General features: G+C 46.8%; 19 protein-coding genes, 1 rRNA gene and 1 riboswitch. Of the genes, 16 read left to right on the top strand and 4 right to left on the bottom strand.

Annotated elements, in window-relative coordinates; genetic code table 11:
- A 5S ribosomal RNA gene (rrf, locus tag AC3WTP_RS21125) occupies window positions 1-77 on the top strand; the annotation flags it as partial.
- 440 nt (window positions 78-517) lie between these two features.
- On the opposite strand, the gene AC3WTP_RS21120 is transcribed toward rrf, so the two are convergent.
- The 3 genes from AC3WTP_RS21120 to AC3WTP_RS21110 form a co-directional block, all read right to left on the bottom strand.
- Window positions 518-1,390 carry an AraC family transcriptional regulator gene (locus AC3WTP_RS21120; protein WP_492396614.1) on the bottom strand — a complete coding sequence of 291 codons (873 nt, stop codon included), beginning with the start codon at window positions 1,388-1,390 and terminating at the stop codon, window positions 518-520.
- Between the two features lie 206 nt (window positions 1,391-1,596).
- Window positions 1,597-2,394 (bottom strand): TerC family protein, encoded by a 798-nt coding sequence (locus AC3WTP_RS21115; RefSeq protein ID WP_492396609.1) that lies wholly within the window; start codon window positions 2,392-2,394, stop codon window positions 1,597-1,599.
- 383 nt (window positions 2,395-2,777) lie between these two features.
- Entirely contained in the window at window positions 2,778-3,302 is a 525-nt protein-coding gene (locus AC3WTP_RS21110; protein WP_492396608.1) for a hypothetical protein, read from the bottom strand.
- A gap of 253 nt (window positions 3,303-3,555) precedes the next feature.
- Between AC3WTP_RS21110 and AC3WTP_RS21105 the strand changes: the two genes are divergently transcribed.
- The 10 genes from AC3WTP_RS21105 to rsmI all read left to right on the top strand — a co-directional run bounded on the left by AC3WTP_RS21105 (window position 3,556) and on the right by rsmI (window position 11,044).
- Window positions 3,556-3,741, top strand: a complete 186-nt coding sequence (locus AC3WTP_RS21105) for a sigma factor G inhibitor Gin (RefSeq protein ID WP_492396607.1) — start codon at window positions 3,556-3,558, stop codon at window positions 3,739-3,741.
- Window positions 3,742-3,840: 99 nt separating this feature from the next.
- Complete coding sequence (locus AC3WTP_RS21100) at window positions 3,841-5,358, top strand: aminotransferase class I/II-fold pyridoxal phosphate-dependent enzyme (RefSeq protein ID WP_492396606.1); 1,518 nt, start codon at window positions 3,841-3,843, stop codon at window positions 5,356-5,358.
- Between the two features lie 44 nt (window positions 5,359-5,402).
- Window positions 5,403-6,047, top strand: coding sequence for a dTMP kinase (tmk, locus tag AC3WTP_RS21095; protein ID WP_492396605.1), 645 nt, complete (start codon window positions 5,403-5,405; stop codon window positions 6,045-6,047).
- Window positions 6,048-6,214: 167 nt separating this feature from the next.
- A complete protein-coding gene (gene darA / locus AC3WTP_RS21090; RefSeq protein ID WP_458570704.1) occupies window positions 6,215-6,544 on the top strand; it encodes a cyclic di-AMP receptor DarA in 330 nt (109 codons plus the stop codon).
- A gap of 27 nt (window positions 6,545-6,571) precedes the next feature.
- Window positions 6,572-7,015 carry a YaaR family protein gene (locus AC3WTP_RS21085; RefSeq protein ID WP_492396604.1) on the top strand — a complete coding sequence of 148 codons (444 nt, stop codon included), beginning with the start codon at window positions 6,572-6,574 and terminating at the stop codon, window positions 7,013-7,015.
- Window positions 7,016-7,058: 43 nt separating this feature from the next.
- Complete coding sequence (gene holB / locus AC3WTP_RS21080) at window positions 7,059-8,039, top strand: DNA polymerase III subunit delta' (RefSeq protein WP_492396603.1); 981 nt, start codon at window positions 7,059-7,061, stop codon at window positions 8,037-8,039.
- Window positions 8,040-8,840 (top strand): PSP1 domain-containing protein, encoded by an 801-nt coding sequence (locus tag AC3WTP_RS21075; protein ID WP_492396602.1) that lies wholly within the window; start codon window positions 8,040-8,042, stop codon window positions 8,838-8,840.
- Window positions 8,841-8,878: 38 nt separating this feature from the next.
- On the top strand, window positions 8,879-9,280 hold the full coding sequence (yabA, locus tag AC3WTP_RS21070; protein WP_492396601.1) for a DNA replication initiation control protein YabA: 402 nt from the start codon (window positions 8,879-8,881) through the stop codon (window positions 9,278-9,280).
- Between the two features lie 95 nt (window positions 9,281-9,375).
- The gene (locus AC3WTP_RS21065; protein WP_492396600.1) at window positions 9,376-10,161 is read left to right on the top strand and encodes a tRNA1(Val) (adenine(37)-N6)-methyltransferase; all 786 of its coding nucleotides are present in this window, start codon (window positions 9,376-9,378) and stop codon (window positions 10,159-10,161) included.
- The gene (gene rsmI, locus AC3WTP_RS21060) at window positions 10,136-11,044 is read left to right on the top strand and encodes a 16S rRNA (cytidine(1402)-2'-O)-methyltransferase (protein WP_492396613.1); all 909 of its coding nucleotides are present in this window, start codon (window positions 10,136-10,138) and stop codon (window positions 11,042-11,044) included. The genes AC3WTP_RS21065 and rsmI overlap by 26 nt, the downstream gene beginning before the upstream one ends.
- Window positions 11,045-11,206: 162 nt before the next feature.
- Here the strand turns inward: rsmI and AC3WTP_RS21055 are convergent, their stop codons facing one another.
- Window positions 11,207-11,461 (bottom strand): AbrB/MazE/SpoVT family DNA-binding domain-containing protein, encoded by a 255-nt coding sequence (locus tag AC3WTP_RS21055; RefSeq protein ID WP_492396599.1) that lies wholly within the window; start codon window positions 11,459-11,461, stop codon window positions 11,207-11,209.
- A gap of 340 nt (window positions 11,462-11,801) precedes the next feature.
- Between AC3WTP_RS21055 and AC3WTP_RS21050 the strand changes: the two genes are divergently transcribed.
- The 5 genes from AC3WTP_RS21050 to rsmA all read left to right on the top strand — a co-directional run bounded on the left by AC3WTP_RS21050 (window position 11,802) and on the right by rsmA (window position 17,347).
- The gene (locus AC3WTP_RS21050; RefSeq protein ID WP_492396598.1) at window positions 11,802-13,106 is read left to right on the top strand and encodes an HD domain-containing protein; all 1,305 of its coding nucleotides are present in this window, start codon (window positions 11,802-11,804) and stop codon (window positions 13,104-13,106) included.
- On the top strand, window positions 13,096-13,863 hold the full coding sequence (locus AC3WTP_RS21045; RefSeq protein WP_492396597.1) for a TatD family hydrolase: 768 nt from the start codon (window positions 13,096-13,098) through the stop codon (window positions 13,861-13,863). The genes AC3WTP_RS21050 and AC3WTP_RS21045 overlap by 11 nt, the downstream gene beginning before the upstream one ends.
- Window positions 13,864-14,055: 192 nt before the next feature.
- A riboswitch (cyclic di-AMP (ydaO/yuaA leader) is annotated at window positions 14,056-14,248 on the top strand.
- Between the two features lie 299 nt (window positions 14,249-14,547).
- On the top strand, window positions 14,548-15,669 hold the full coding sequence (locus AC3WTP_RS21040) for a resuscitation-promoting factor (protein WP_492396596.1): 1,122 nt from the start codon (window positions 14,548-14,550) through the stop codon (window positions 15,667-15,669).
- Between the two features lie 154 nt (window positions 15,670-15,823).
- Window positions 15,824-16,384 carry a ribonuclease M5 gene (gene rnmV / locus AC3WTP_RS21035; protein ID WP_492396595.1) on the top strand — a complete coding sequence of 187 codons (561 nt, stop codon included), beginning with the start codon at window positions 15,824-15,826 and terminating at the stop codon, window positions 16,382-16,384.
- A gap of 63 nt (window positions 16,385-16,447) precedes the next feature.
- Window positions 16,448-17,347 carry a 16S rRNA (adenine(1518)-N(6)/adenine(1519)-N(6))-dimethyltransferase RsmA gene (rsmA, locus tag AC3WTP_RS21030; protein WP_492396594.1) on the top strand — a complete coding sequence of 300 codons (900 nt, stop codon included), beginning with the start codon at window positions 16,448-16,450 and terminating at the stop codon, window positions 17,345-17,347.
- The last annotated feature ends 33 nt before the right edge of the window (window positions 17,348-17,380 follow it).

Genomic DNA, 17,380 nt, shown 5'->3' with positions numbered 1-17,380 from the left:
CGAACACGACCGTTAAGCCCTTCATCGCCGATGGTACTTGGACCGCAGGGTCCTGGGAGAGTAGGACGTCGCCAAGCTAACTAAAGCCCGCTGTTGATCTCGAATCGACAGCGGGCTTTTTCTATGTGGCAGGTTAATGATGCGCAGGCTTTCATGAGGTCGAATCTACATAGGAGGATACCTGTATGTGCAATGCCTGCACCTCGCGAACTAGATGCATTTTGTGCATCTAAATTGCACGGATGACAGCCCTAAAACACAAATTAACTGCATTTCGTGCATTTAGTTCAGTCAGAATCGGACAATGAGCCTTAAAGTAGCTGAAATAAATGTACATTATGCAGTAAGCGCTCGGTCAACTCCCAGCAACTACATACTAGCTGCACGAAATGCAGTTAATTCAACAACACGTAGACGGCATAAGGATAGGATGAAGTGGGCAGCTTATTCGGTGATACACAAAAAAGACGATACCCTAGGCCATGATAGCTCGCAAAGGGATCGTCTTATTAGATATTTATTTGATAGGGATCCAGATCTCCGAGTAAAGGTTAGGGCTGGATGGATCTTCATCCGAATATACTTCTATGCCGGGGGCACCCGTATGCTGATACGAGTTGGACGGGAACCATTCGGAAAAGATTTGCTTCCAAGCACTCTGCATGGCGTCTGGCATTGGTCCATGAACCTCAAACACCGCCCATCGGGATGCAGGAATATCTAGCTTGAGCAAGCCTTCTGGAATATCGCCATTACACTCGGTGCAGATCCAGTATTCCATGTCATCTGGTTTCCCGAACGGTTTCTCGTACGGTTCATCGACACATACTCCAAGAACACCTTTAATTTGTCCCTGATTGATCTGAAATAACAGCTTGTCAGTTCCGTCATTATTTATTTCCTGCCAGAACAAGGGGATGCCGACCAAATTCTCTCCATTACTAATCGAAAATCCTCGTTTAACGCCAGCAACCTGAAAGCTCTCTCTTTCAACAATACGATAATTCATCGGTTGTACTCCTTTCAGTTTCACCTGAATAACCAGGCGGTTATAAGATTTAAGCTTGCCAACATTATTTCGCGCATCAGTAGGTGACATCTGATGTTGCTTGCGAAAGGCCTTGGCGAAGGCTTCGGGAGTCTCATAGCCATACTTGAGGGCAATATCAATAATCTTGACATCAGATGAGGCAAGCTCTTGGGCAGCCAGAGTCAAACGTCTTCTCCGCAAATAATCGACAACAGTCATTTCCGTTAAGATCGAAAAGGTACGCTGAAAATGAAACGGAGATGAATGGGCCTCCATCGCGATCTGTTTGACCGTAATATCCTCAAGCAAGTGCTCCTCCATATAATTGATCGCTTTTTGCATCGATTCAATCCAGCTAATATTCACTCACTCCCTAATAAGATCATAGATGAAGCTGTCTGCTATTTCTGGTTACAAAATGCTCTGATTGGACAGATAAACTGTATTTAGAATACCATGTGGTATATGTCAGGTAAATTGTGATATCAGCATAAAAAAAGCTGATGGCTTCAGCCCCAACAGCAATTGGTGACTGAGCTAGCCATCAGCTCTTCCATGAATCAGTTTTATTTTGAACTTTCTGGGGTAGAGGTTTCACTCTGATCCTTTTCACCTGATAAGAACCAGCCCAATGCCGCAATTATGATGAGTACAATGTAGAACGTTAGCTTCCAGCCTGTTGAATGAGCAAATTCTTCGGAGATGATACCGATACTCGGATGAGCTAATGTAATGACAGCCAGCTTCACACCTACCCAGCCTACAATAACGAAGGCTGCAATCTCCAATCCAGGTCTGCGTTCCAACAGCTTAACGAAAGCAGATGCTGCAAATCGCATAATGATAAGTCCGATAAAGCCTCCTGTAAAAATAACAAGGAACTGGCCCCCGTCCATGCCACCGATATGCGGCAGTGGGGTTGGTGGCAATGCAACAGCTAGTGCTACTGCAGCAAGAATGGAGTCAATCGCAAAAGCCATATCTGAAATTTCCACTTTTAATACGGTCATCCAGAATCCAGAGCCTTTAGCATTGGCTTCTGGTTTTTTATCAACTGGCTCAGTATCGTCTTTTTTGAATACCACTTTTCGGAATATGTGGTTTATTGAAATGAATAATAAATAAATTGCACCAATAGCCTGAATCTGCCACACATCGACCAAGTATGAAATAATAAACAGTGATCCGAAGCGGAATACGAATGCACCTATAAGGCCATAGAACAGAGCCTTTTTCCGCTGCTCTTCGGGTAAGTGTTTCACCATGATCGCTAACACAAGCGCATTATCGGCTGCGAGCAAGCCTTCGAGCACCACGAGAACGACTAATACCCATAGGTACTCCATTAACAAAGCAATATCCATATTAGTTCCCCCAATTCTTATCCAACTCGATGGTTGTATCGTCTACTTAAGATGCCCATGTCTAACTTCGCGTATTGCATTATCTAAACGGAAACGAGCAACAAAAAAGACCTTTGCCTAAAATAGGCAAAGGTCTCGCTAACAACTTAATGTTGCCAATAAAGCCGGAGAGGATCTCTCGAAATGACGACTTTACTGTAGCAGCTACTCCCCTTTGGAGTTTGCAAATAGCATATGTGATTGGTCATCTTGCTGACATGTTACAAATACGATTCTAAATTAGTTAAAGTTTCATTTTTTACATAATAATTTATTGGTAATATGAGGGCTTTATGAATTCGGGATAACAAGGCACATTAAGATTGTCATGAATGATGAAGACGCTATGCTTTATAAATTAAAAACTCACGCAAGCCAACCTTCACTAATTTATCTTGTGAAATCGTAACAGCTGCTACCATCGAATACAGTCTTGGTCCAAACAGCCATAGATGCCAAAACAAAAATTGCAGCGTCAGCAATATTGGAACGAATGGCAGCAACAGTATGATAACTATGAAAGTAATGAATAGGATGAGGAGATTGGTCTTTCGCCAGTATCGATAACCGATATATTGTTGTTCATATGGCAGAAAACCGATCCAGGGAAGCTTCCACTGAAATCCCCAACGTTTACGGTATGTATAGCGATCCATCAAAAAAATGGAGCGAGCAATCACATAATGAAGCCACAGCAATATCCCCCATACTAACAGGGTATATAGAAGGCCGTTAATGCCATCCGCCCATATTCCAGCCCCAACCGCTACAGCGCCAAGTAAGAGGTATATACTGATAAGGACGGGTGTAAACCTAACTTTGCGCAGCAGTTGATACTGATAATATGTTCGATCGGAGTTAGATAACATAAGGACCGTCCTTTCTATTGATGGTTTAATATATATGATATCGGATATTTTGTTCATAGAATGAAGAGCGCCCAGGCACCTACCGAAGCGGATAGTCATATAATAGCTGTGTTCTAACCCATATTGTAAAGGAGACAGATGGGGAGAAGACGGTTATACAGAATACAGTTATGTTTAAAAAACTATGAAAACGTGTATAACTCTATTAAAAAAGGGAATACTAACATAAAACGATGTCAAAGGTGGGATGATCATGGAACGCCAAACGGAACAATGCTGCATTATATGCGGTCAACAGAAGGTAGAAGGAATTGTTATTGTTGATCAGTTTATATGTTCTGGCTGTGAGCAGGAGATGGTTCATGCCGAGGTCGGAGACGCGAAATATCCTTATTATATTCTTCAATTGAAGCGTCTATGGATGCAATTGCAGGCGTAAGTCGTATGAACGAGAGTCCGGGATCCGGGCTTTTTTTGTGTCGGGCGAAGGGGCCGATTATGATACAATAAGAATATTATTGTGAGAATGAGGTTTAGGATGAGCCGCGACGATAGATATATGCGAGCGCCGATCATAGAGGCGCTGCTCGAATATGAAGCCCGGGGAGACGTGTCCTTACACGTTCCCGGGCACAAAGATGGGGCGGCCTATGCGCTTGCGGAGGCGGCCGCCCAAGATGAGCGCATGGCGGAGGTGTACCGCCGTTATGCGGCTTTGCTGCGTCAGGACGTGACGGAGATCGACGGCACGGACGACCTGCACCAGCCGACCGGTGCTATCTGGGAGGCGCAGGAGCTCGCCGCCGCGTGCTTTGGCGCGGAGGAGACGCACTTTCTTGTAGGCGGCAGCACCGTTGGCAACGTGGCCGCCGTCATGTCTTGCTGCACGCAGCCAGGCGACATCGTCATTGTGCAGCGGAACGTGCACAAGTCGGTGTTGAACGGGCTGCGGCTGGCGGGGGCGCGGGCGGTATTCCTTAGCCCGCGCGTGGACAAGGCTAGCGGACTCATGGTCGCGCCGGCACCGGACACGGTGCATACCGCGCTGCAGCGCTATCCACAAGCCAAGGCGATCGTCATCTGCAGTCCGAACTATTACGGACTGGGCGTGGACGTGAAGGAGCTTGCCGCGGCTGCGCATGCGGCCGATGTGCCGCTGCTCGTCGATGAAGCGCACGGGGCGCACTACGGCATGCACCCCGAACTGCCTAGCTCCGCCCTGCAGGCAGGAGCGGACGCCGTCGTGCAATCCACCCATAAGATGCTGGGTGGCATGACGATGACGGCGATGCTGCATGTGCAGGGCGCGAGAATCGATCGGCATCGCCTAAAACGGATGCTGACGATGGTGCAGAGCTCGAGCCCGTCGTACCCTCTGCTCGCATCGCTCGATATGAGCCGTCAGCAGTTGGCGACGCAGGGCGAGGCGCTGTTTACAGCTGGATTGGAAGCTGTCGCGCATGTCAGAGCCGCGTTGGCTGGATCGGAACGATTCGCAGTGATGACAGGCGAGGCGGCTCGTTTCACACAAGATCCGTTTAAGGTGGTTATCTCTGATCGCACAGGCCGTTGGAGCGGCTATGAGCTATTGGAGAAGCTTGCTGCGTATGGCTGCGTGGCGGAGATGGCGGATGAGCGATATGTGGTACTGCTGTTTACTTTCGCTTCGACGATGAAGGACGCGGACAGACTGCTGCAGGCGCTGAAGCAGCTGGAAGTTGAGCAGATGGAACATATTGAATGTGTAGAATCTGCTAGCAATAGCAGCTCATTAGACGATGTCTCTCTAGATGATGTAACGCTGATCTCTGACCCCATGACCTTTTCCATATATGATTCGGTATATCGTACGGTGAAGACAGTAGATGTAGAAGATTGTGCTGGCTATGATGCGGCTGAATCGGTTGTGCCTTACCCGCCGGGCATCCCCTTGCTCTTCGCAGGAGAGCACATCACGGAACAGCATGCTGCAATCCTGAAACGTCTCTCCGCATTAGGCGCTAAGTGTCAAGAGATGGCGGATCCGACGTTAAGGACAATTCAGGTATATGAATGATAGTTACGGATAGTGATATTCATCGAGAGGATAGAGTGTGAGCTATGGCGAAGAAGGGTATATTTATTACATTAGAGGGTGGAGAAGGCGCGGGCAAGACTACTGCTCTTCGATATCTGAAAGAGCAGCTCGAAGCATGCGGTCAATCTGTTCTCGTTACGCGTGAACCGGGCGGCATCCCGATTGCGGAGCAAATTCGCAAGGTCATACTGGATGTTGAGAATACGGAGATGGATCCTAGAACCGAGGCATTGCTGTACGCTGCTGCACGTCGCCAGCACCTGGCTGAGAAGGTTATGCCGGCTCTTGAACGCGGAGAGGTCATTCTATGTGATCGATTTGTCGACAGCAGTATGGCTTATCAAGGATATGCTCGAGGACTTGGAATGGAAGAAGTGTGGGAGATCAATCGTTTTGCGATTAACGGAGTGATGCCTGATCTGACGTTCTGGTTGGATATTGAACCGGAAGCAGGGCTTGCGCGAATTGCGGCTAATCGCAGTGATGAAGTGAATCGATTGGATAAAGAGAAGCTTTCCTTCCATCATAAGGTGAGAGAGGGATATCAGATTCTAGCGGAACGCGATGCGAAACGTATTGTTCGAATTGATGCACAGCAATCTTTGGAGCTGATTGTCCGCGATATAATGGAAGTTTTGCGCGAGAGAACAAGGATTTTCACCGATTGATGTCTAATAACATATATAGTAGTCTAATGAATAATTAGGCTCTTGTCTTGTTTCATCAACGTGCTGAGTCAATTGAGTCGTCTATGACGACAATTCATCTCATCAGAGTGCTGAGTCAATTAAGCCGCTTGCAGCGGCAATTCATCTCATCAGAGGAGGATGTTATCATGAAGTTAATTGTAGCGATTGTTCAGGATAAAGACAGCAACCGATTGAGCCATGCTTTAGTTAAAGCTGATTTTCGTGCGACAAAGCTGGCAAGTACAGGTGGATTTCTTCGAGCTGGGAACACTACATTCATGATCGGGGTTGAGGATGATCAAGTTGATTCTGTGCTTGGAACGATCCGAACGAACTGTAAAGTTCGCGATCAGCTGGTAACACCTGTTACTCCGATGAGTGGAACAACGGATTCATTTATGCCATTGCCTGTTGAAGTACAAGTAGGCGGAGCTACAGTGTTTGTACTTCCAGTTGATCGATTCGAACATTTTTAATTCATAGGACGGTGCAGGTGAACATTTATGAAGATTAACCCGGGCTTTCGCCCTTTAGGTAAAGATCTGCGCATGGGGGATCCTGTTACCAAGCCGATAACGACTAAATCATTCGCGGATACGATGCAGCAGCAGGATGGTCATTCCTCACAGCAAGAGCTTCAGCAGCGTCTTCAAGACATTTACCGTCAGGGCGAACGTCTGAGTAAGTCGATGACTGTTCGTGAATTGCGCCTGTATCGTACGATGGTGAAACGATTTCTGGAGGATACCGTTCGCAAGGGAATCTCTTTGCGTGACGCGCGTGGATGGGACCGAAGAGGCCGAAGCAAACGGTACCGCTTAGTAGAAGAAATAGATGGTACCCTGCTAGAGCTGGCGGATGAATTGCTCCAATCCGAGCAAGGCAAGATGGAATTGCTGCATAAGGTTGGTGAAATTCGCGGGATGCTGATTAATTTGGCGTTCTAGGTGATTCGCTGCCGAATGCAGATAGCGAGAAAGGAAAGGCAAGATGTCATTTCAGCATATACTTGGGCAAGAAAGAGCCAAGATGATTCTACAGCATGGGCTTCAAGCCGATAAGGTGTCCCATGCTTATTTGTTTAGCGGCCCGGCTGGAACCGGGAAGATGCAGACTGCGCTAACGTTTGCGAAAGCGCTGTTCTGCGAACGGCTTAAGGATGATTGCTGTAACGAATGCTTATCCTGCCGCAAGATCGATCATGGTAACCATCCAGATGTTCATATTATTGAACCGGAAGGTCAATCTATCAAGATTGAACAGATTCGAGAGCTGCAGCGTGAGTTTTCTTATCGTTCTCATCCTTCAAGCCGTAAAGTCTATATAATGAAGCAAGCGGACAAGATGACCGTGCAGGCTTCGAACAGCTTGCTGAAGTTTCTGGAGGAGCCTACGAGTCCCACAGTGGCTATATTGCTGGCAGAGCATGGACAATCTATGCTGCCGACTATCGTATCCCGGTCACAATGGGTGCCATTTTCCCCGCAGGATCCTAAATTAATCTATGATCGCCTTATGCAAGAAGGGATTTCTCCGACTTTGGCTCGCTGTGCAGTCCAATTAGTGAACGGGTTGGAGCAAGGTAGGGAATTATGCCAACAGAATTGGTTTGCAGAATTGAGAAACGTAATGTTACAATTAGGAAAGGAGTGTACAAGTCGATTATCGACCGCACTTCTGACTGCTCAGCAACGAATATTTAAGACGGAGCTTGCGGAACACACGGATATGGTATTCCGGTTGTTTCATCTCTGGTTTCGAGATATGTTAAATTACCAATTGAACCGACAGGACAGTCTCGTGTATCAAGACCAACTTGAGGCTATCAGCAAGATTGCTTGGACACGGTCAGCCGAGGGTTGGATTCGCTGCATGGAAGCGGCAGCTGAAGCGCAGAAGCGAATTCGCGCGAATGTCAATCCGCAGCTTGTATTAGAACAGTTTCTGGTGGGGATGCAAGGAGGTACGTAATTGTATAATGTAGTCGGCGTCCGTTTTAAGAGAGCGGGCAAAGTTTATTATTTCGACCCGGTTGAATGGCCGGTCCAGAAGGACCAGCATGTGATCGTCGAAACGGCGCGCGGCATCGAATACGGCAAAGTCGTGATAGGGCCCAAGATAGTCGGTGAGAACGATGTGGTGCTCCCTCTGAAGAAAGTGATCCGGATCGCTACGGAAGTGGACGGGCAGTTGGTCGACAATAACCGTAAAGCGGCGAAGGACGCATTTGGTACATGCTTGGAGAAGATCCGAGCACACCAATTGAAGATGAAGCTGGTAGATGTGGAATACACATTTGACCGCAACAAGATTATTTTTTATTTCACAGCAGAAGGAAGAGTAGACTTCCGAGAGCTCGTGAAGGACTTGGCAAGTGTATTCCGCACTCGTATCGAGCTACGACAGATCGGTGTTCGCGATGAAGCTAAGATGCTTGGCGGAATTGGTCCGTGCGGAAGAGTATTATGCTGCTCATCATGGCTCGGAGACTTCGAGCCGGTATCGATTAAGATGGCCAAGGATCAGAATCTGTCCTTGAATCCGACGAAGATATCGGGTCTGTGCGGACGTCTCATGTGCTGCTTGAAATATGAGCATGATAATTATGAGAGTGCGAAGGAAGAGCTCCCAACAGTTGGTAAGATGGTTATTACCTCTATGGGAGAAGGTAAGGTTGTCGGCGTAAGTGTAGGTGAACGCAAAGTTCATGTGCAGTTGTTTGAAGTTGGTAAGGTGAAGGAACTGCTGTTCGATGACGTTGTCGTCAAGTAGAACGGCTGGACTATGGCTCGATGCTCTGGGGTGGGAACTTGGAGAAAAAAGATATTTTCGCACAAATTCATAATCTCGAATCGAATATGGGCAGCCTTCATCAGGAACTTGGTGAACTCAAGCTCATTGTAAAGGAACTGCTGGAGGAGAATCAGCGCCTTCTGATGGAGAATGAGCAGTTACGCAAAGTACTGCAGAAGGAACATCAGGAGCCGAACATGCAGAAGCAGAACCCGGTTCCATCTCCATCGACATCGCAAAAGGCTCGTCCTGTTGGACCAGCTAAGAATGAAGAAGAGCTGAAAGCAAGCCTTGTGGGTGAAGGTTATGATAACTTGGCCCGTTTGTATCACGAAGGATTTCATATCTGTAACGTGTATTATGGTCATTTGCGGACGGAAGGGGATTGCTTGTTCTGCTTGTCCTTCCTTAATAAATAACCACGGCCGTAGGCGTAGGAAGCGCGATGCTCTTCTACCCTACGGCTTTATTTCAATTAGGCATCATGATGAATAGGTAAGAAGGAGCTGCTGCAATGAATGAAGGAGTATTGCCATCAGAGCGCGTAGATGACTTGTTGACTCATGATCTGAGAATCATTCAGAGTGACCAGGTATTTAGCTTCTCTATGGATGCTGTGCTGTTAGCTCGTTTCGCTGCAATTCCGCAGCGCGGGCGAATTCTGGATCTATGCTCAGGCAACGGAGTTATTCCGCTCTTGCTCTCCACTCGAACGAAGGCGAGAATAGACGGAGTCGAGATTCAGCCTCGATTAGCGGATATGGCGCGACGAAGCGTTAAGCTTAATGGCTTGGAGGAGCAAATTCGCATCATGGAAGGCGACCTGAAGAGTTACCAACCGCCTGAAGGCGAGTCCCCTTATTATGAAGCGATTACGGTAAATCCTCCATATATGGCACTAACGACTGGAATGGTTAAGGAAAATGAACATATAGCAATGGCCCGGCATGAGATCGGCTGCAATCTGGAGGATGTTATCTCCGCTTGCTCACGTCTTCTGCAGCCAGGCGGCAAAATATCCATGGTACACCGACCTACACGGCTAACAGATATATTGACCCTGCTTCGTCAATATCGCTTAGAGCCGAAACGTGTTCGCATGGTTCATCCGCGACTTGGAAAAGAAGCGAATATGGTGTTGATTGAGGGCGCTAAGGATGGAAAGCCTGACCTGCGTTTGCTTCCGCCGTTAATCGTATATAATGAAGGAAAACAGTACTGCCAAGAATTAATGGATATCTATTATGGAAGTAAGACGGAGTTGAGGAATGAAGATGACGAATGTGCAGGTGCAGAATAGTTATAGTGACCGTCAAGAGGGTGCGGGAGCGTTGTATCTTGTGGCGACACCAATTGGCAATCTGGATGACATGACATTCCGCGCGATCAGAACGCTGCAGGAAGCAGATATCATTGCGGCGGAGGATACGAGACAGTCGAGGAAGCTGCTGACTCACTTCGATATCCAAGGCAAGAAGCTGTACAGCTATCATGAACATAACAAACGGGCAAGCGGCCCCGAATTAGTGCGCTTGATGCAGGAAGGTCAGCGCATTGCTCTGGTGAGCGATGCAGGCTTGCCCGCTATCTCTGATCCAGGAGCAGATCTCGTTCAGCTAGCTGTGGAAGCGGAAATTCCGGTTATTCCAGTACCAGGAGCTAATGCTGCGCTGAGCGCACTTATTGCATCTGGACTGCCTACGGACCAGTTTATGTTCATCGGATTCTTGCCTCGAGATCGGAAGTCAATTGACGAAGTCCTTGATTCCGTGAAGCGGGTGCAAGGATCTATTCTACTTTACGAATCCCCTCATCGGTTGATCAAGACACTTGATCGAATCGGCGAGGTATTAGGCGACAGACGAGTTGTGGTAGCAAGGGAATTAACGAAGCGTTATGAACAGTTCGTGCGCGGCAAGGTGTCGGAATGCATAGCGTACTATGAAGCTGAGCCCCCATTAGGCGAGTGTTGTATCGTGATCGAGGGCGCGACGGAAGAATATCTGTTGAATGTGCAGGATGAAATCTGGTGGAGCGGGTTATCTATAGCAGAGCATGTTGCGCGATATGAAGCGTCGGAAGGGATGTCTAAGAAGGACGCCATGAAGCAGGCGGCAAAGGATCGAGGATTATCCAAACGAGATGTATATCAAGAGCTGTTGGCTGCACAGAGCGAAGAGTGAAGAGGAATAGGACTCACAGAGGAGTTAAGTTGGCAAGCAGTACAGAGGTTTATATAAAAAAAAGGACCTTCATGGTTGGGTTCATAACCATGAAGGCGTCAAGGAAGATATTAAAAGGTTAGAATTAACAAATTCGAATAATGCTATTATATACTATATTTTTTAATTTGTCACAGGTTGTGGAATTTCTGATACACATTCGTGACAAACAATTTTTCCTTTGAAGTATGTAACACTCTCTGCATTGCCGCAGAAGATGCATGCTGGCTCATATTTTTTGAGCATAATGCGCTCACCGTCGACGTAAATTTCCAAAGCGTCTTTCTCGCCAATACCCAATGTACGGCGAAGTTCAATTGGAATGACGACGCGGCCAAGTTCGTCGACCTTACGGACGATACCTGTGGACTTCATCATAGTTAATCCCACTCCTCTGATTTGCGTTATGTCATGTTTCGACATTATTCTATGTTTTATTGTCTATTATGGTACCAACCATTCCCAAAATAGTCAACCTAAAATGTAGATTGAGAGGGTGCTAATTAATGGGTGATTTCATATAAAATGCATGTTATTCGCCCTGATTCCTCCATAATATAGTAAAATAAGGTATTATATCTATTTTTATTAAGTATATAATTACATATTAATATATTTTAATACACTGATTTCATATATATGGAAAATGAGAATTATGTCGAAAAGTCAAGGAAAAGTAGAAGTTTTTAACTATTATGGATTTGAGGAGGGGTGGATTATGCTGCGCGAAGAAAAGGTGTTTAAAGATCCTGTTCATAATTATGTCCATGTTCAAGATCGAACCATATGGGAGCTTATCAATACGAAAGAATTTCAGCGGCTGCGTCGTATTCGACAGTTAGGCACTTCTTATCTTACGTTTCATGGTGCTGAACACAGTCGGTTCTCGCATTCGCTCGGGGTGTATGAGTTAACTAGGCGTATCATATCTCAGTTTGAGCGGAATCAGTATGAGGATTGGCCAGTTGAAGAAGGGCTCGTCACGATGTGCGCCGCGCTGCTTCATGATGTTGGACATGGACCGTTCTCTCATTCGATTGAAGAAGCGTTTGGGGTACATCATGAGGATTGGACATGCCGCATTATTAGTGGAGATTCTGAGATCAATCGGGTGCTGGCGCGTAAAGATCCCTCACTCCCTGAACGAGTTGCTTCTATTATCCAAAAGACTTATGACAAGCCTATTGTCGTGAATCTAGTATCGGGCCCACTGGATGCCGATCGCATGGATTATTTGCTGCGGGATGCTTATTTTACAGGTGTCAATTATGGCAACTTTGACTTGGATCGTATTCTGCGCATGTTAAGGCCTTATAAGGATCGTATCGTGGTGAAGGAGAGCGGAATGCATGCTGTAGAGCATTACTTAATGTCACGATATCAGATGTACTGGCAGGTGTATTTCCACCCAGTTACACGCAGCTCTGAGCTGTTATTGCGACTCATCTTCAGACGAGCGACCGAACTGTATCACGATGGATATGAGTTTCGTTATTTCTTGCCTCCGCTAGATGCTTTATTTGAGGGAAGAATAACAGCGTCACAATATGTTCAATTAGATGAAGCATTTGTTCAAGCAATGTTCTCACAATGGATGCAGGAGAAGGATGAGCGGCTTGCAGACTTGTGCCAACGATTTATGGAACGTAAATTGTATAAATATGTAGAGGTAGATGGATTAGATCAGTCATTTTGCGAAGAGCTGGAACAGGAATGGCGCAGAATCGGCTTAGATCCTGCTTATGATCTATGGTTTGACTCCCCCACGGATAAGCCGTACGATGTGTATCGGTCAGGGGAGGAGCCGACCCTGCAGCACATTATGCTGCTGGATCGTAATCAGCAATTGGTGGAGCTGTCTAAGCGTTCCGATATTATCCGTTCTATTAGCGGAATCCACCGCGGCAAATATGTTATATACTTCCCAATGGATAAGATCAGATCATTAGCCAATGAGCTGTCGCCATCAATTCGAAGTCTGTTAATGAGGGAAATGGAAGGGGCAAGTGAGCATGATATTTGACACACACACGCATTTGGATAATAAAGCATTTGATGAAGATCGCGAACTGGTCATTGCTCGCGCAGTGGAACAAGGCGTAACTCGCATGGTAAACGTGGGCTTTAATCGAGAAACGATTCCTACGACAATGGAACTTGCTGAGAAGTACCCATTTATATATGCGGCAGTTGGCTGGCATCCGACGGATGCTATTACAATGGAGAAGTCCGATATCGATTGGATAGCAAAGCTGACTGAACATGAGAAGGTTGTTGCCATCGGTGAGATTGGACTTGATTACTATTGGGACACTTCCCCTAAGGATGTTCAGCAGCGAGTATTCCGCCAGCAGATTGGTCTGGCCCGTGAGCTGAAGATGCCAATCATCATTCACAACCGGGATGCTCATGAAGATGTGATACGCATTCTCCGTGAAGAGAAAGCGAAGGATGTGGGCGGCATCATGCACTCATTCTCTGGCAGTTGGGAAACAGCGAAGATGTGTATGGATATGGGGTTTTATATTTCATTTGGAGGCCCGATCACATTCAAGAATGCCAAGCAGCCTAAGGAAGTTTTGAAGCAAGTACCGATGGACCGCTTATTGGTTGAAACGGACAGTCCCTATCTGACACCTCATCCATATCGTGGAAAGCGAAATGAATCTGCTTATGTACGTCTTGTAGCAGAGGAAGCAGCTGGAATAAAAGAGTTAGATTTTGAAGAATTTTGCAAAAAAACGACCGACAACGCCCTTACATGTTTTGACATGCGTTGAAAAACGAAGAAAAACAGGTGATATAAAGTTCTACGCCAAAATTTAAATGGATTTCTTTATCAAAACGGCCGAATGTAACTTTATTTTAACCCTTTTTACCGAAAAACGAAATTGATTCGATCTTTACAACTTTGTAATAAACACGATATGATGACTCACAGAAGTTCGATTGAACTTGAATATTGTTCCAACCAACCAGTAACGCTGAGTCTCTGAAACAAGAGAGCGGGGGAACCACATGCCATCGGTCAGTGCCACACCGATGCGGAGTGTATCCTAGGGGTGAGTTCCGAGCGACCGAGCCATGAGCCGGTTCGAACGGATAGGGCGACTCTCAGCGCCCGAACCCGACAGCTAACCTCGCAAGCGTATGGAGAGAGGTCCTCGTCTTGAGTCCTAAATGGGTTGTCTGTTTGGGTCATCTAAGAAGCCATAAGAGAGAATCCTCTTAAGTTAGGCTTCTTTTCGTTTTTATCAGCTCCGAGACTGTGAGTAATAGAAACTCGCATAATCGTGCTAACCTATTCATAGGTTAGAAGAAGCAAAGGTGAGGAAGGAACCGTTACTGGGGTTGGTATGAAGAACAAGCCGGCACAAGCTTGTTCAACATCATATCACCAATAGTCGCGTCAGAAGCAATCATGCAGCATTCTTGACGGCGGGACTATGAAGGAGGACCGAGAAATGGGAAACATCGTGAACAACGAACCCCATGATCCCCGATCATCCAGCAAGTCACTCGCAATGCAGTGGAAGCATGAAAATGTGCGAATTATTTCAGTAATTGCTGTAGTTGCTATCGCTATAACAGTAGTCAGTGTCCTGGTCGGTTTCAGCTACTCGAAGAATACGGTATCAGTATTCGTCGACGGGCAGTTGATGAAGCTTGAAACGAGACAGGATACGGTACGCGAGGTTTTGGATGAGCACGCGATTACCGTAGGAACACATGATGAAGTATCAGTGGAGCTTACAGCAGAAGTAGAAGACGGAACTAAAATCATCATAGATCGCGCGGAACCTGTTCATTTAACGGTAGACGGACAAACGAAAACATTGTACACGACAGAGTACGATGTGAAGCATGTCTTGGATGAGGCTAATGTCTCGTTGACCGAGATGGACAAAGTGTATCCAAGCGTAGACACAGCTATAAAGTCTGATATGGGCATCAAAGTGGTCCGTGTGACCAAGGATATTGTACAGCGCCCAGTTGAAGTTCCGTTTCAAGTTGTAAAGCAAGCTGATCCGAATCTGAAAAAAGGTTCAACCAAGACGGTTAAGAAGGGTCAAAATGGTCTAGTCGTACAGCAGATCGAGCAGGTTTATGAAGATGGCAAGCTTGTTCTTTCGCAGATGGTTGGCAAGACAGTTCAAGCCAAGCAAGTTGACCAGGTTGTTGCTTACGGTACGAAGAAGGAGCCGGAAGTTGCGGTATTGTCAGCCAAGAGCCATGATACCGAGCAGAAGGTAAAGGACGATATGGGCTTTGACTACAAAAAGAAACTTACTAATGTGCAGTTGACTGCTTATACAGAAGAGAAGGGCTCCCCAGGGGCGAAGACAGCATCCGGAACCAAGGTTACTGAAGGTCGAACGATTGCTGTAGACCCCGATGTGATACCTCTTGGCTGGTGGGTATATATCGAAGGTTATGGCTTCTACCGTGCGGAAGACACGGGCGGTGCCGTCAAAGGAAAAATCGTCGATATCTATTATGACAGTTCCAAGGAAGTAAAACGTTTTGGGCGCAAAAAAGGAAACACGGTTTATGTTATCGGTCCTGTTAAACCAGAGGCCAACTAAGCCGTCGGTTCGGACATACTCGAGGTAGATTGCGGCTGTGTACTTATGATATAGTAATTCATAACTGTTTATGTCATGCTAAGAAGAGGGGATCCCCCTCTTCTTTTGTGTTTTTTCATACAGCTCGGTCAGGGCATAGAAAGGGTGGTCAGCAGTGATCCGAGAAGTAATCGTGGTAGAAGGTCGAGATGACACGGTTGCCATCAAGCGAGCAGTAGAAGCCGATACGATCGAGACCGGCGGATCTGCTTTGAACGAAATGACGTTTAAGCGCATTGCTATTGCGCAGGAACGGCGAGGGGTTATTATCTTTACGGATCCCGACTTCCCAGGCGAACGGATTCGCAAGGCGATTGCAGGGCGCGTTCCGGGCTGCAAGCATGCGTTTATAACGAAGCGGGAAGCGTTGGCGAAGGGTGACATCGGAGTGGAGAATGCGTCCCCTGAGGCAATCAGACAGGCTTTGGCGAATGTACGTACAGAGATGCCCTCACCGGAAGGTGCAGTGCTCACCTGGAGCGATCTCATTGCAGCGGGTTTAACAGCGCTTGAGGGCTCATCAGAACGCAGAATGAAGCTAGGTGAGTTATTAGGGATCGGATACTGCAATGCGAAGCAATTCTTGAAGCGATGCACAGCCTTTCAGATTACTCGTGAGGAATTTGAGCATGCATTGCAAGAATTGAGTGAGCTCGATCGTAATGAACGACAATAACACATAAGCATTACGCATGTGACTGGTATGAGATATAGATGTTAGAGGAAGGCAGGACTAATCATGACAAAAGGCGCAATGGATATTGCCACGCCGTCGCGGACGAAGGAAATTATACGCAAGCACGGTTTCTCCTTTAAGAAGAGCTTGGGTCAGAACTTTCTGATCGATATGAACATCATGCGGCGGATCGTGCAAGCAGCCGAGCTGGACGAACATACTGGGGCTCTGGAGATAGGACCGGGGATAGGTGCCTTAACAGAACAGTTAGCTCGTCTAGCGGGCTCCGTAGCCGCTGTAGAAATCGATCAGAGGCTTATTCCTATACTTGATGACGTACTGGAGCCCTATACAAATGTAAACGTGGTGCACGGCGATGTACTGAAGGTGGACCTCAAACAACTGTTTGCGGACTGCTTCCATTCGATTGAGAAGGTCAGCGTAGTAGCGAACCTCCCCTATTACGTTACGACTCCAATTATGATGAAGCTGTTGGAAGAACGATTGCCCCTGAAAAATATCGTGGTTATGATTCAGAAGGAAGTTGCCGAACGCATGGCAGCCAAGCCTGGCGGCAAGGAATTCGGAAGCTTGAGCATCGCGGTTCAATATTACAGCGAACCGGAGATTGTATGTACGGTTCCTGGAACGGTATTTATTCCACAGCCAAATGTGGATTCAGCGGTTATACGTCTTAAAGTACGTGAGAAGCCTCCTGTTGAGGTAATGGATGAACAGCGATTCTTTGAAGTGGTACAGGCTGGTTTTGCACAACGCCGCAAGACGCTGTGGAATAATCTGAAGGCGCGCTATGGTAATGACATCGGTGTTGAAGCGCTGCAGGCGGCTCTAGATCGTGTTGGGATCAATCCATCACGACGCGGGGAGACGCTGTCCCTGCAGGAGTATGCGAGCCTGAGTGACGCCATACATCAAGCATATGCCACGAAAGCTAATGACTAATCATGATAATTAGACACCAATCCCACCTCAAGC

The sequence above is a fragment of the Paenibacillus sp. EB106-04-04-XG159 genome, from assembly GCF_058791835.1.
This window is presented reverse-complemented; position numbering and strand designations above follow the sequence as displayed.